Below are 15577 nucleotides of genomic sequence, written 5' to 3'. Positions count from 1 at the left end.
CTAAACTGCATTAACCGACGCTGTGCTCGAGCTTGAGGGTGAGGAGCTGGCGCGCTTCGGTGGCAAATTCGCCCGGGAGTTCCTTGAACACGTCCTTGCAGAAACCGCCCACCATGGCCTGAATGGCGTCTTCGCGCTTGATGCCTCGGCTTTCGAAGTAGAACAGCTGGTCTTCGCTGATACGGCTGGTCGTAGCTTCGTGCTCGGTCTGGGCGCTCGCGTTCGCGACTGTGATGTAGGGGAACGTGTGGGCGGCACTCTTGGTGCCGACGAGCATGCTGTCGCACTGGGTGTAGTTGCGGGCGCCTGTGGCGGACTTGCGGATGCTCACTTCGCCACGGTAGGCGTTGCTGGAGTAGTCCGCGCTGATACCCTTCGAAATGATCGTGCTCTTGGTGTTCTTGCCGATGTGGATCATCTTCGTGCCGGTGTCAGCCTGCATGTGGCCGTTCGTGAGGGCCACGCTGTAGAATTCACCGACGGAGTTGTCGCCCTGCAAAATGCAGCTCGGGTACTTCCACGTGATGGCAGATCCCGTTTCGACCTGCGTCCAGCTGATGCGGCTGTTCTTGCCTGCGCACTTGCCACGCTTCGTGACGAAGTTGTACACGCCGCCTGCGCCCGTTTCGCGGTCGCCTGCGTACCAGTTTTGCACGGTAGAATACTTGATTTTGGCGTTTTCCTTAGCTACGAGTTCCACAATGGCGCTGTGGAGCTGCTTGCTCGAAAATTCGGGGGCGGTGCAGCCTTCGAGGTAGCTCACGCTCGCGTCGTCATCGGCGATAATCAGCGTGCGTTCGAACTGGCCTGCTTCCTTGTTATTGATGCGGAAGTAGGTGGAAAGGTCCATGGGGCACTTGACTCCAGGCGGAATGTACACAAAGCTTCCGTCGCCAAAGACTGCGCTGTTGAGGGCCGCAAAGTAGTTGTCGCCAGCGGGGACCACGCTACCAAGATACTCTTCAATGAGTTCCGGGTATTCCTTGATGGCATCGCTGATGGAGCAGAAGATGATGCCCATTTCCATGAGTTTCTTCTTGTGGCTCGTGTAAATACTGACGGAGTCGAACACGGCATCGACGGCTACGTTTGCGAGTCGCTTCTGTTCGTCGAGCGGGATGCCGAGCTTTTCAAAAGTCGCCAAGAGTTCCGGATCCACGTCTTCAATTTTTTCGTGGCTCTTCTTGGTCTTCGGTGCGGAGTAATAGACGATGTCCTGCAAATCGACAGGATTGAAGTGGAGTTCGCCCCAGTTGGGCTGTTCCATCGTCTTGAGCTTTTCGTAGGCTCTCAAGCGGAAATCGAGCATAAACTGCGGTTCGCCACGGAGCGCTGACGCCCTGCGGATGATATCCTCGTTAAGACCTTTTTCGAAGGCTTCGTTTTCAATATCAGTGACAAATCCGTATTTGTAATTTTCGCTCATCTTTAACCCGCTTTAAACGAGTGCAAAGATAGTAAAATGTGGGAGCGATTCTAAAGGAAATGTCCCCAATTCTGGTTTAACCTATAGATGTGGTAGGCTTGAGATTTGTCCTTGTTACCTTGGTCTGTCATGCCCGCCACTTGTCACCCCAGACTTGTTCCGGGGTCGCCATCCTTGCGCGTCATTCTGAAGCCGCCCGCCTGAAGTCGTATGGAACGACTCGAACATGAAGAGCCTTTATGTGAATGCGACCAATGTTGTTGCCGGTCGCGAAGAAGTTATGGTGCTCTTGGGCGTAAATCGCGCCTGGAAAATGAATCAGGAAAAAGTCGATGTTGATCTCGCCGAACGCGTTGTGATGACTCCGTTCACGGCAAAGCGCCTTGCCATTATGCTTGGTGCAACCCTCAAGGCATACGAAGCCAAGTACGGAAAAATCGAAATCGGTATCCCGGAAGTCAATAAGGGTTAATTCTTACACCTCAAACGGGTTCTGTGGCCTATGGTCTCAGGACCTCTTGAGGTGCTTAATAATAAATTTCTAATATTTATTGGGTATATGGAAGAGGTCTGCGGCATGTGCTTGTTTTGCGCTTGCTGCTGAAAAAGGAGTACAGAATGAGAAAGTTTGGAATGAATAGCGTCATTGCGAGCGTAGCGAAGCAATCTCTGCTAGCTCTTTTCTTGTCCATAGCCCTCATCGCTTGTGGCGGCGATAGCGGTACGTCACCCAATAGCGAAGAAAAAGATTCTTCCAGCAGTATTCAAAAGGAAGAATCTTCTTCCTCTTCAAGCAATAAGAAGGATGTATCTTCTTCTAGTAGCCAAAAGATTGCTTCGTCCTCTTCGACTCCTCGCAATGACGTGAAGTCGTCATCCTCGAAGCGTAGCGAAGGGGATCCATCAAGTTCTAGTCAAAAGATTACTTCCTCGTCTTCCGTCAAGACGGTTTCTTCTTCTTCCGTTGTCCTGAGCAGTAGCGAAGGATCCAGTAGCAGTAAGCAATCCTCTTCTAGCAAAAAAGTAGAATCCAGTTCTAGCCAAAAGATTGTCTCGTCATCTTCTGTCGCTCCTGCATCGAGCTCAAGTAAAAAAGTATCCTCCAGTAGCGAGTATGTTCCGTATGACCATTTTAAATGTCTTGCGGATAATTGGAATCTTAGGGATACAATCTACAAACAGTTTACCGACCCGCGTAATGGCCGTAGTTATTACTACTATACCGCAGTTTCTTCAAAGACTGGGGAAAAGGTAACCGTTATGGCCGAAAATTTGAATATCGGTGAAATGGTTCTTGGTGAAAATGACCAAAATGACGATACGAAGATCGAACGCTATTGCTACAATAACGATACCACGAATTGTGACAAGTATGGTGGCTTGTATCAGTGGGCTGAAATGATGCAGTTGCCGAGCCGATGCAATACTGAAAGTTGTTATAAAAAAATTAGACGTGATCATCAGGGAATTTGCCCTGATGGATGGCGCTTGTTTACTTGGGATGATTTCGAAATAATAAGAGATTATAATGATGAATATGGTGATGGAATAAAAGGTCTTCGTTCGCAATGTTTCCATGGTAACAATGCTAGTGGGTTCTCCTTAATCGGTGGTGGGGTTAGATTTGAAAATGGAACATTTAAAAATTTGACAGATGCTGTTTTTTGGACATATCCGCAGGAACAAGAATATGATGTCACTTTATTTGCATATTCTGCTTTTGTTTCTGTAAATAGCGATGATAATACAGGTACACAAAAGAATCGTCGTGGAGAAAAGTCGAACGGATATTCTGTTCGTTGTGTTAAAATTGAGTAAACATTTTAACAAATTCTAAAAGATTAAAGAACTCCCATGGGTGGGAGTTCGTTTTCCACAAAAAAAGTTTAATTAAAATCGGTGTATGGATATACACCAAAGGCAATCCTTATGTCAAAAGAGCGTGCAAAACGAGTGTTGCAAAATTATGCTTGCATAATTTTATAACCGAGTGCAGCCGCGGACGCCGTAGGCGTCAAATGAACAATAACTCCCGTAAAAACTCCAAATCCTCTAAAAAAACAGGAAAAAAGGCGACTCGTTCGAGATTAAATTCTAAGAAGAATTTTAAGATTGAAAATCTCGAACCTCGTTGAGGCGCAAGCGCCTCCCTTTACGGCTCGGAAATGAAAACAAACAAGTTTGTTTTCGCTTCACTCGCCTTGCTGGTAGTGATGGATGCTTCGGCGGGTTTTGATGGTTACCCCTTCTTTATCACTTCCACGGTAAGCTTGTTGAATGCTATCTTCCCGCCTTCGCGGAGTTCTAGCGCAGCCCTGAATGTCGTGTCGTTCTTCTTGAACGGTTCAAGGATTGGCGTAGATTTGTTCTTGAGGAGCGTTTCGACTTCTTCGTCGGAAAAATCACGCTTGAAGAATGTTTTGGGAATCCCGTAATTGCAGGCGGGATTCATGCACACGTAGGCGGCAAGTGTTTGCACTTCTCCGTTTGGCGTTTGCGTGGTCGTGCCGCTACGGAATCGCAGTTGGTCGCCGCAACAAGGGCAGGGAAGGTCTCTGTGGACAAATTCAAAATTCGTGCGACCATCTTCGCCGAGCTTTAGGTAGGCGTCGAATTCTGTTCCTTTCTTGCTCTTGAATCCGGTCAACAGTTCTGTCTTGCCGCCGGTGAGGAGAGCCTTAATGTCTGCTACGCGGAGCTTTTTGCCAGCAACGGACTTGAACAGGGTAAAGTTACAAGCTGGGCAGAAAATGGCGTTCTTGTTTTCTTCGAGTTTCTTTTTGCAGAGCGGGCAGTTGAACTTGGTTTCGGTGCCGTGGAAATGGCCGTCGTTCTCGAAAGCGAATGTCGCCTTGAAATCCTTGTCCCAGACGACTTTGGCGTTGAAAGTCGTTCCTTTCTTGGTCAAGAATCCGCAGATGATTTCGGTCGTGCCGTTGCTGAAAAGTTCTGCAATTTCCGTGTCGCTCATGACATGCCCGGCAATCGTCTTGTAGAAAACGAAGTCGCAAGTCGGGGCTGTGTCTGGCGTGAGTGTCGGGTCGCCATTTTCGTTGTTCGATGTGGTGACGTCGCTCCCTTCGCAGATGAGGCGGTTCCCGGAATCCAAAAGCATTTTGCCGCACTTGGGGCATTTGTAATTGGTTGGCGTTTTGGCACGGGCGTCGTCGGAAAATTCAAAGCCGATGTTGCCGTCATCGCCTAATGTGAGCGTGGCGCTGAATGTTGTTCCTTTTTTGCTCTTGAATCCGCTGAGCAAATCGGACTTGCCTGTTTTGAGGAGTGTCGCCATTTCGGCATGGCTCAATGTGCGGCCGGCAATGGTGTGGCCCGCCTTGAAACCGCATTCCTCATTTTTGCAGACGTAGCCCCACGGCGCAATTTCGAGCGGGCTGGAACATTTCGGGCAAGGAATCGCGTCGGTGACGGTTTCGCGTTCGAACTGGCTGCCGTATTTTTGACGCAAATGTTCGAAGAGTTCCTTGACGTAATTCACGATGCCGTCGCGGAATTCGATTGGCGTGAGCTTGCCTTTCTCAACTTGCGAAAGCTTGAATTCCCATTCACCGGTCATTTCGGGCGATTTGACTTTTTCGTCCATGAGCGCGATGACTTCGCGTCCGCGCTGGGTGCTGACAAGATAATTCTTTTGCGCTTCGATGAATCCGCGTTTTTTGAGCGTTTCAATGATGCCTGCTTGCGTGGCTGGCGTTCCGAGACCGCGTTCCTTCATGGCTTCGGCAAGTTCTTCGTTTTCGATTTGCTTGCCCGCCGTTTTCATCGCGGCAAGGAGTGTTGCTTCGGTGAAGTACTTGGGCTTGCTCTTCTTTTTCTTTTGCAGTTCTAGACTGTCAAATGGAGCATGGTCCCCGAGATTCCATTCCGGGAACGTCTCGACAATGTTCGTGATGTCATCGCCATCGCCCTTTGAGTCTTCCGCTGTTGCATTATCTCTCGTCTCTCGTCTCTCGTCTTTCGTCTTCTTGCCTTTCTTCTTTTCTTCCTTGACGAGTGCACGGAAACCTAAATCTTCATTTCGCTTGAGCTTCAACCGGAACAGCTCCGAGGTCCCTGCGCCCAGTTGAAGGGCTGAATTGTCACTGGATCCTTCGTTATCACTCAGGATGACGTTGCTATCACTCGTCTCTCCTCTCTCGTCTCTCGTCTGTAGTAGCACTTCCATTTCGCTCCAAACATACGGCTTGAGCCATGCCTGCACAAAGCGTTCTTTTGCGAGCTTGTAGATGTTCTCTTCCATCTCAGGGAGGTTTTGCGGTTCTTCTCCCGTGGGAATAATGGCAAAGTGGTCTGTGACTTTACTGGAGTTGATGAAGACAAAGTTTTCGTTCACGCTGCGCATGACTGATTTTTCTTGCGGTGTGGCAAGCCTTTGTGCAAGCGCGTATGCTTCTTGCTGCATCGTGTCCGGCAAGTATTGTGAGTCTGTACGCGGATAGGTGAGCAATTTCTTTTCGTACAAGTTTTGGGCGCAGTCGAGAACTTGCTGGGCGCTGTATTTAAAACGCTTGTTGCCCTCTTTTTGCAGTTCCGTCAAGTCGAATGGCTTTTGCGGGAACTGCTTTTTTTGTTGGATGTCAACCTTTGCAATTGTTGCTTCTTCCGGCGGCGAGCATTTGTCTATAACAGCCTGCGCTGGTTCTTCTTTCTCGAAAATCGCAACTTTTAAATTGCTTTGCTTGTCCGCCGCGACCTTCGCCTCTGTCGCGACTTTCGCCTCTGCTGTCGTGCCGGATGCCGTACCTGCATCGCCTTTTATTACTTCACTGGATCCTTCACGTTGTTCAGGATGACGTTGTCCCCTTTCGTCTTTCGTCAAGGTTGGTGAGCCTGCCGAACCACGTCTTTCGTCTAATAATTGCGCCTGGAACCCTTTCCACGTCCCCACAACGCTGTAATAGAACAGTTCCTTAAACTGCTCGACAATTGCATCGCGTTCCACGACCAAGTTCAGTGTCGGTGTCTGCACACGCCCCACAGAAATCATCTTTCCGCGCCCGGCAGTGAGCGTGTATGCACGAGTCGCATTCAGTCCGACCATCCAGTCGGCACGCTGGCGGAGCCTTGCCGCATAGCTCAAGTTCAAACGTTCCGTCGCGTCTTCCAGATTCTTCCAAGCCTTGTCCAAGTCCTTTGCCACATAGCTGTTCACCCACAAACGCTTGATTTGTTTTTTGCGGAAGTCCGGCGTGTAGTCGAGAATCAAGTCGAAAATCAAATTACCTTCACGACCCGCGTCCGCGCCGTTCACAAGAACATCCGCCCTTGCCATCATGTCGCGCACAACCGCGAGCTGCTTTCGCGTGCTCTCGATTTCCATCAACTTGAATTTTTCAGGCAAAAGCGGCAAGTTCGAAAGTCGCCAACCGCCCTCGAAACCGGGGTAGGCGTCCAACGGAGCAAGCGTAATCAAGTGACCCACGCACCATGTGATGCAATGGTTCTTGCCGATTAGGCATCCGTCGCCTTGCGTAAACTTTTCACCCTCAATACGCTCCAGCATTGGCTTGTAATGTTGATTGGCAACAGAAGGTTTTTCGGCGACGAGTAAAATCATAATTACCGAAAAGATATAAAATTTCAGTTTTTAAGGGATTTTAGTCTACTTGTGGACTATCAATCTTTTTAATATACCCGCTAAAACAAACTGACTAAAAATTAAAAAAATGTTTTTATATAGTAGATGATATCAAACACGAACAAGATTAACCCAAACAAGGCGTAAGGCAGAATCGGAATAATTCCAATCGCCGCAAAAATCTTCCAAACTTGATTTTGGACAATCTTAATTTTCAGCGAGAATACATCCAGTAATAACAAAATAGCCGACGCAAGCGTCACTAAAGAAAACAACAGCGCATCCGGTCTGTCGGAAACAGAATCAAGACTATTATCTACAAAAATCATGGACGTTGGCGCATAATGAACTGCCAAGCACACTGCAGAAATAAAAGCAGTCAAGGTAAAGAGTTTATCTATTAGTTTCTTGATCAATTGAACCACCTCATAAAACAGCGTGCTACACTACTACCTCGATAGTGACTCCCTTTCTCGATTACAATTTTATTGCTAAACGGACTAGGCTCAATTGTAAAGCCATCTAGTGGTTCAGCATCATAAAAAATTAAGATAGAATCTTGCCGTTCATCAATTCCGATGCCCGTTCCCTGAACAACTGCCCCAATACCTCCACGGGGCTCAAACCGATATGTCAAAATATTTTTTCTTGCATTGTCATCGTCCTGATACTGGAGATGCCAAACATAGGGAGCATGGGTTTCAACAAAAAAGTCATACCAAAAAGATTCGTTCTGATTCTCCCGTTCTAGGAAAATTTTCTTGCCATCCAACTCGCATTGCTTTGCGCCTTTATTTTTCGCCCGAAAGCCATACAAATCCCCCGGATAATTATTCTCATAAATAGGAAAGTCTTCCCCCGCAATTGGATTAAAACACGTGTGACAAAAAGATAAATACGAAAGAAAGATTATGGTAAAGGCGATTTTCGCCCACAAATCCTTCTTTTTAAAAAATTCAATCGCCTGGGTGATCGTTATTTTATTTATTTGCATACAACAGATTGAATATACAAAATCTGGGCTTTACGAAATTGACCAATTGGGAAATGGTTCTAAATGTTGGCTATTGTTTGCAATCTTTCAATTTTTGCTAACGGTTGTTTGCAAAATTTGCAAACTTTCACATTTTCAAAAATATTTGATGTATTTTGTTTGCCCTAAACCAAATAGGGGAATGATTATGAATCGCAATGAATTTTTCGCTATGGTAAAAGACGTCCATGAGCATCCTGAACATTTGGCAGAATATCGCAAAACGTATAGGAACGTTTATCCTTTTAGCGATGGCATTTTCAAAATGCTTATAGCGAACGAGGCAAAACCCGAACGTACAGTAAAATTTTTGAATGCTATGCTTGAACTTACAGGAGGAAACGCCATCAAATCGTTTACTTTAGGTGTTCAAGAAAATCCTGGTGTTCTAAACGATAAAACAGCCATTTTTGACATATACGGCACTACGGAAGCAGGCGCGCCCATCCTTATCGAAGTTCAGCAGAATTACAACAAATTTTTCGTTGATCGTCTTATTTATTACACATCTCGGGTTTTTACCCGCACCGTTAAAAAATCGCAAACCTACAAATTGCCACACATTTATGTGCTCTCAATCTTGACCGAAAACCAATTTCCTCTAGAAAGAAACACCTATCTTCATCACTCACAACTCGTACGCAATCGGCGTCACTTTTATGACAAGTTGGATGTCTATTTGATAGAACTCGAAAAGTTTTTCGCAATAGAAGATAGAACACCCCTAGAAGTTCGAGAACAGTCTACCCGAGCTGATATGTTACGCATTTTCCGCGATGTCCTTGAAGAAAAAGATATTCCCGAAGAAAAGTTAAAAAGCCTACTTGACAAGGATTTCATCAAAGATGTATCTTTGACAGGGTACACCGACGAAATTCTTTTGAACGAGGTTGACGGTATGACAGACTTGCTTTACGAGAGACAAGGGGCCTATGCTCAAGGACATGACGATGCCCATAAAGAAGATGCTCAGTTAATGGTCGATGCCGGAATATTGACCCCAGAGAAAGCGGCTGAACTTTTCAAGGTTCCTAAAAAGGAAATCTTACCAAGAAATCGGTGATTGCTTTTCTTATTAAGTGAAAAATCTAGCCCGATTTAGTCGGGTTTTCTTTTTTGCATTTTGCAAACCACTTTTAAAATCGATTTCTTTTAATCCCTTAAAATTCCATACGCTACAAATCATCTTCAAGTGAAATAGATGAGTCATAATTGGGTTTACTGGGCTTATTATAATTAGGAAGTGGAGGATTATATAGGGGTTTTGTAGGGAAAGCATCTTCCAAAATGCGCTTGCGGTTGGATTCGAAGCGGTCACTTTGGATAGCTCTCTGCATGAACGAAGCGTAATCTTCAATAGCCTGGTTGGCCTTGTCTAACGTCGGGCGTAATGCTTTACGCTTGCTTTCCACACGTGGCGTCGGTAACTGGCTTGCAAAATCCAAGGCAAGAACCTGAACGGAGTCTAATTCACTCTGCATTGCATCGTAAGCCTGACGGGCACTGTCGCGAGAAGCAACAGACACCATCGGCTGTTCCGTACGCTTCCCAGCTTCATCCAAAGCATCAATGGCTTCCCGATAGTTTTTCTTAATAAAGTTGCAGTAACCAAGCACGAGGTAAGCTTCTGACACGAGGAAAGATTCTGGAAGGTTATCAATAATCCACTTGGCATACTTCATAGCTTCATCTAGCTTGTTGGCCTTGATAAAGGCCCATGCGATACCAAGCATTGCTTCATCGAACACCGGAGATTCCTTCTGGACAAGGCCATACATCTGAGCAGCGGCTGCAATGTCCGGCTTTTCTGCAGAGAAGAATAGGTGGCCAAGCTTGACCTTGGCTGCATTCTGGATGTCGTGTTCGGACTTGTTGGAAACTGGCAGTTCCGTAATAGCGCGGAAGCAGTTTTCGGCTTCGTCAAACTTGCTCATTCGACTGTTAGCGATGCCCATGGTGTAACGGGCGTAGAGATAGTTTGCGTTACCCGGAGGGATGGATGCGTGCAGGTCAATGGATTCCTTATAGAGCCCCTGTTCGAACTTGATTTGGCCGGCAACGTAGTCAGCGTCAGCCTTCGCATCGCTTTTGCCGAACTTCTGAGCAATGTACTGGTACTTATTCATTGCTTCTGTATATTTTCCTTCCTTATAGTCGATGTTCATCAACTGGAAGTGATACTTGGCAAGTTGGTCACTCTGCGGATAGCGCTTGATGGCATCTCGGTAAATTTCCCTAGCCGCCTTGTGCATACGGAGTTTTTCGAAAGATTTTGCCTCGTAGAAAGCAGCCTGGTCCACAAGGCGAAATGTCGGGTACTTGGTCTGGATTTCACCGAAGGCGTATGCAGCGTCCAAAAACTGACGGTTCAAGTAAAGGCTCTTTGCTGCATAATAGTCGTTTTCAGGTTGGATTTTCAAACGGCGATAACGTTCTTCGCCGACCTTCTCTTCGCGAGTGTCACCGAATCGGGTCGTGAGTTTGACAGCCCACACAAAGCCGCGGTTCTTTTTAGCCCAAAGATCGTCGTGAGACATTTCGAAATCAAAAGCGAGGTAACGGAAGATGCTCAAGTCCTTGAATTTAATTGTCGCTCCGAGGACCGGATTGCCTTCCTTTGTAAAGCGGGCGCGAATCCCGAGGTGCGAAAAAAGATAATAGGTCAAAGAAAAGCTCATTTCGAGGTCGCACTTCCCTCTATCCTTAGAATCGTGGATGAGGTTAATTACGGAAAGTTCGGCCTTAAATTCGAGAAGACGGTTAAATCCGCGATAGAACAAAGAGAGGTTTAAGTTCGTCGGAAGCTTGTAATCGTCGCCATTTGTTTCGCTGACAGTCGGAGCAAGGAGGTTTTGCATGGCAACGCCGATGAGCAAGTAACCGTACTTTGAAGAGGCAAGCGGGTTCCAGCTCATGCCCACATCAGCATTAACCTTGAGCTGATAGTTTTTATCAAACTGGTTGATGTAAAGTACATCGAGGTTCATGCCAAGAGAAAGCAAGTGGAAAAGTCTGTACGCGTAACCGAATTGAGCGGCAATTTCGCCATAAGACTCTCCATCTTCAAATGGAGCGCCATTTTCAAAAAGGGAGATTCCCAAAGTGTGCTTGTAGTCAATCGGGTACGTCAAGCTGACGTATTCCTGACTACCTTCGCCATCTGTGGTGCTGAAGAAGGCTGCGCTGAATTCGAGCTGATCGGCTTCAGAAATCCCAGCCGGGTTCACATACATCGAGGTGTTGCCTCCAAATTCGGCAAACCAATCATTTTGCTGATACTGCGTGTCGGTGGATTTTGCAAACAAGGAAGTGCTGGCTACGGCAAGCCCGATAGCGGCCATCTTGATGAAATCAACTCGCAACATCATTTTATTTATGCTTGAAAAACTCTTCTGTAAAAATCGACTTTTTCAATATACATTATTTTGTGTGAAATAACCAACAATTGGGCTTGCTCCCCCCTTGCCATTCCCCTCGAATCTTTGTATATTCATGCACATGAGAAAAACCTTGAACCTTCTACTTCTACTTAGCATCGCTACCGAAGCGAGGTTTTAGGGATTTTTCAAAGATTTTCAAAGAATTTAAACCTAAAAGCGCCCGCTTCGAGAACGAAGCGGGTTCTTTTTTATGGCGAAATTCTATTTTTGGAATTGAAAAATTAAAGGAACTTTGCGGTCTTGAAGCCGGCAAGGAGATAAAAATGACTGAAACGAGAAAACCATTCTTCTATGACGTAACACTGCGTGATGGTAACCAGGCTCTTCCGAAGCCCTGGAACAACGCCCAGAAAAAAGATGTTTATCTGTTGCTCTTGAAGCTCGGTGTGCAAGGTGCCGAAGTCGGTTTCCCTGCGTCTAGCGAAATGGATTTTGAATCGGTCATGGAACTTGCAAAGCTCACCGCGCAGATGGCGGAAGAAGGCGACGAAACTGCAAAGAACGTCGTGGTTTCTGGCCTCGCTCGCTGCATCGAAAGCGATATCCAGCGCTGCTGGGAAGCTGTCCAGTACGCTCCGCATCCGCGCATCCACACGTTCCTCGCCACAAGCCCTTTGTCCATGGAAAACGTGCTGCACATGACGCCTGAACAGGTCAAGGAAAAGGCTGTGAAGTGCGTGAAGTTTGCAAAGTCGCTCGTCGGCGACAAGGGCGATGTGGAATTCAGCGCCGAACATTTTGGCGACTGCCTCGAAAACATGGATTTTGTGATTGACGTTCTGAAGGCTGTTGTCGAAGCCGGTGCGACGACGATCAACCTGCCGAACACGGTGGAACGCTATCGCCCGAAGCTCTACGTCGACCAGGTCAAGCAGGTCTATGAAGCTCTGCCCAAGAACATCACGATTTCTGTGCACTGCCATAACGACCTTGGCATGGCAACGGCTGCTACCGTTGAAAGTTTCTTTGTCGGTGCAACCCAGCTCGAAGTCGCATTGAACGGCCTCGGTGAACGTTGCGGTAACACGAACTTCTACGAAGTCGCGATTGGCCTGCATAACTCCGGCGTCGATACGGGGCTGCATCTCGAACGTATTTACGAAACGGCAATTCTCGTGAGCCATTGGAGCGGCGTGCCTATATACATCCGCGCTCCGTTGATCGGTACTGAAGCTATCGTCCACCGCAGTGGCATCCATCAGGATGGCGCTTCCAAGACGAAGGACATGAAGAAGGGCGCTTATCGTCCGATTGATTACTCTATCATCGGTCGTAACCAGAACGATACGCTCTGCTTCACGAGCCAGAGCGGCCGTACCGCCGTGTACGAAATCATCACGAAGTTCGGCTACAAGATGACCTTGCAGGAAGCCTCCAAGTTGCAGCCGGTCCTCAAGCAACTGAGCGAAAAGGAAGGCGAACTCAGTGCCGATCGCGTGCTTGATGTGTTCCGCGAACAGTTCGTCAATGTGAACGGTCGCCTGGTGTTCAACAACATCGAAGTTATCCCAGACGAAAACCGCTTCATTTTCCACTTCAAGAAGGATGGAGAAGCGCTTGTGAAGTCCGTGACGGCCGAAGGCCCGATTGAAGCCGCTCTTATGCTCATGCGTGAAATCGGCTTGCCGGTCGAACTCGTGAAGTACCGCCAGCTCGTCGTTCCTGAAAAGGATAAGATGTGGGCAGGTCGAGGCTTAAGCCGCATTGTCTTGAAGGCTAACGGCGAAGAAGTTGAAGGTCGCGGTGTCTCGAGCGATACGCTCAAGGCGAACATGCGCGCTCTCTTCGGCGGCGTGAACTTGCTGTATAAGAAGTAAACAAGGAAATGTCATTCCCGCCGGAGCCTGTGCTGAGCGCAGTCGAAGTAAGCGGGAATCTCCTTCTTAAAAAAACGGGAGAAAATTATGTTAGAACAACTGAAACGCCCTTTCAAAAAAGTCTATGGCAAGGTGCGCTTTTATGTCAGCCGTTTTGTCGGACCCGTCAAGGATTCGGCGTCTAAGTTGTTTGCTCTGATTCCCGGATTCAAGGCTTTCGCCGGTTCCGAAGACTTGGCTAATGCTAACGATGCTGACGGCGCCGTAGATGGTGAAAACGGCAAGGTTGCAAAGCCGGGCCTGCGTACTAAACTCAAGAACTTCAAGCAATCTCTCAAGGGCTTAAGCGATGTTCAAAAGCTTATTCTCCTTACGATTGCCGTTGTTCTCCCGGCGGGAATTGTCCTTGCGCTTGCCCTTGCAAGCTTCTTGAAAAAGCGCAAGAAGTAAACACGTTGGCTGCGCACTTTTCAATTGCGCTCCTCATATAAAGTCCGCCTTTGTGCGGATTTTTTTTGTCCAAATAAATTTTTGTATATTTACAAAATAAGGAAGGAGCTTATTATGAATAAGCACATTGCGTTTTTTTTCGTCTGTATTTTTTTGTCTAGTTTCATCGCTTGTGGAGATGATGAATCAAATAATCCCATTGCAAATGATGTAGAATCTTCATCATCCGAAATTCAAGATGACGACAAATCCAGTGACTCAAAATCCGTTAAATCAAGTTCGTCAGAAAAAGCGGCGATAAAGTCTAGCGATTCTCAAAAAAAGGAATCTAATTCATCTAGCAGTGAAACGAAAAAATCAAGTGATGCGAAATCTGGAACTGAAAGTTCTTCAAGCTCCGCAAAATCGTCAAGTAGCTCGTCGGATAAGAACGCCACATCGAGTTCTTCAGAAATCAAGACCTATGCAGCCTCGAAGGTAAAACCCTCTGGTACTTACGATTGCAAAAAATACAAGTGCTTTACGACGGAATACCTGAATCAGAAAATGCTTGCCGCCGGGGATTATGGTGAAATCCTCGACGAAAGAGACAATCAGGTTTATAAGACTGTTATTATTGACGATCAAGTATGGATGGCTCAAAACCTGAATTACGAAACGGCATATAGCTATTGTACCGATGATGATTGTGCTAAGTATGGTCGTTATTATTTGTGGTCTGCCGCGGTAGATAGAAAGGGCTGTGAACATGGTAATTTTTGTTCGCTGCCACCAAGTGTGCAAGGCGTGTGCCCTGCGGGCTGGCATTTGCCCTCGAAAGACGAGTATCTGAGATTGTTCGACAACGTTGGCAAGTACGGCGGTACCAATAATGAATTCGTCGCAGCAGAACTCCGTGCCCAGCGAGGATGGTCGGTTGAAGACAATGCTGATGATTATGGTTTTTCTGCGTTGCCTACGGGCTATAAGCTCGGTTCAGCAGGTGATTTTGCTGATGTCGGAAAGACAACGCATGCATGGACTTCTACAGAGGTAAACTCCATAGGTGCGTATCAATTCAGAATTTATGAAGATCGTCTATATGTATCCTTGATTGACGATAGCAAGGGGTATCCTCTCCCTGTTCGTTGCGTTATGGATAAAGATTCTTTGCCTAAAATCCAAGCTCCTGCGCTGTATTTAGAACATGTTGACGAATGGTTAGGTGTGGTTTCTCGAGAGGAATATCTTAACCCTAATGTTATCTACGATTCTCTTGTGGATCCTCGAGATGGACAGGTTTACAAGACAAAGAAAATTGGCAAACAGGTATGGATGGCTCAGAATTTGAATTATGCGGATAGCACAAAAACTCCAAGCCTTGCGAATGGAAGCTGGTGCTATAATGATGAACCTGAATACTGCAAGTTGCTAGGGCGCCTTTATAATTGGACAGCCGCAAAGGATGTCTGCCCGGATGGTTGGCATCTGCCGAGTTATGATGAATGGAAGGTGTTGGAATCTAAATATGGTGGACAAATTATGGCGGGGCAGTACCTTAAGGCTCAAGCGGGGAGCCTTTCTAATAATGGCGACGATGAATTTGGTTTTTCGGCTTTGCCTGCAGGTGGAAGATTTATTGATGACAGCGAACATGATAAAGTCAATTATCTTTATTTGGGAGATAACGCCTTCTTTTGGAGCTCAACCCCAGAGAATGATGATTATGCATATCGTATGAATATTCCTTATTCATCCAATACTACGAATATACGCTCTATAAAGAAAAAATACGGACATTACGTCCGTTGCGTCAGGGACTGATGGAATTGTGAA

At 46.7% G+C, this 15577-nt stretch carries 10 protein-coding genes and 1 pseudogene; 6 read left to right on the top strand and 5 right to left on the bottom strand.

The annotated features are described in order from the left end of the window. Positions 1–10: 10 nt before the first annotated feature. Positions 11–1426, bottom strand: a complete 1416-nt coding sequence (gene sufB / locus B7990_RS06435; protein ID WP_088640182.1) for a Fe-S cluster assembly protein SufB — start codon at positions 1424–1426, stop codon at positions 11–13. A gap of 211 nt (positions 1427–1637) precedes the next feature. Here sufB and B7990_RS06430 point away from each other — a divergent pair. Next, positions 1638–1898 (top strand): annotated as a pseudogene (locus tag B7990_RS06430) (DUF3467 domain-containing protein); the annotation flags it as partial. A gap of 146 nt (positions 1899–2044) precedes the next feature. Continuing rightward, positions 2045–3244, top strand: a complete 1200-nt coding sequence (locus B7990_RS06425; protein ID WP_088640180.1) for an FISUMP domain-containing protein — start codon at positions 2045–2047, stop codon at positions 3242–3244. Between the two features lie 421 nt (positions 3245–3665). Here B7990_RS06425 and B7990_RS06420 read toward each other — a convergent pair whose 3' ends face one another. The 3 genes from B7990_RS06420 to B7990_RS06410 form a co-directional block, all read right to left on the bottom strand. Continuing rightward, positions 3666–7001 carry a type IA DNA topoisomerase gene (locus tag B7990_RS06420; protein WP_088640179.1) on the bottom strand — a complete coding sequence of 1112 codons (3336 nt, stop codon included), beginning with the start codon at positions 6999–7001 and terminating at the stop codon, positions 3666–3668. A 101-nt stretch (positions 7002–7102) separates the two neighbouring features. Next, positions 7103–7438, bottom strand: coding sequence for a hypothetical protein (locus B7990_RS06415; protein ID WP_088640178.1), 336 nt, complete (start codon positions 7436–7438; stop codon positions 7103–7105). Continuing rightward, positions 7435–8016, bottom strand: coding sequence for a hypothetical protein (locus B7990_RS06410; protein WP_141099230.1), 582 nt, complete (start codon positions 8014–8016; stop codon positions 7435–7437). The genes B7990_RS06415 and B7990_RS06410 overlap by 4 nt, the downstream gene beginning before the upstream one ends. Before the next feature lie 187 nt (positions 8017–8203). Here B7990_RS06410 and B7990_RS06405 point away from each other — a divergent pair, with 187 nt between their 5' ends. Then, entirely contained in the window at positions 8204–9118 is a 915-nt protein-coding gene (locus B7990_RS06405) for a PD-(D/E)XK nuclease family transposase (protein WP_074208018.1), read from the top strand. Positions 9119–9230: 112 nt separating this feature from the next. Here the strand turns inward: B7990_RS06405 and B7990_RS06400 are convergent, their stop codons facing one another. After that, complete coding sequence (locus B7990_RS06400; protein WP_254917365.1) at positions 9231–11423, bottom strand: tetratricopeptide repeat protein; 2193 nt, start codon at positions 11421–11423, stop codon at positions 9231–9233. A gap of 335 nt (positions 11424–11758) precedes the next feature. Between B7990_RS06400 and leuA2 the strand changes: the two genes are divergently transcribed. The 3 genes from leuA2 to B7990_RS06385 all read left to right on the top strand — a co-directional run bounded on the left by leuA2 (position 11759) and on the right by B7990_RS06385 (position 15565). Further along, a complete protein-coding gene (leuA2, locus tag B7990_RS06395; protein WP_088640176.1) occupies positions 11759–13312 on the top strand; it encodes a 2-isopropylmalate synthase LeuA2 in 1554 nt (517 codons plus the stop codon). Between the two features lie 87 nt (positions 13313–13399). Then, positions 13400–13762, top strand: a complete 363-nt coding sequence (locus B7990_RS06390) for a hypothetical protein (RefSeq protein ID WP_088640175.1) — start codon at positions 13400–13402, stop codon at positions 13760–13762. A gap of 114 nt (positions 13763–13876) precedes the next feature. Continuing rightward, positions 13877–15565 (top strand): fibrobacter succinogenes major paralogous domain-containing protein, encoded by a 1689-nt coding sequence (locus B7990_RS06385; RefSeq protein ID WP_088640174.1) that lies wholly within the window; start codon positions 13877–13879, stop codon positions 15563–15565. Positions 15566–15577 lie beyond the last annotated feature (12 nt).

Origin of the sequence: Fibrobacter sp. UWB4 (assembly GCF_002210345.1) — a bacterium.
Classification (GTDB): Bacteria; Fibrobacterota; Fibrobacteria; order Fibrobacterales; family Fibrobacteraceae; genus Fibrobacter.
Note: the sequence above shows the minus strand (reverse complement) of the source record. Positions and strands in the feature narration are given on the sequence as shown.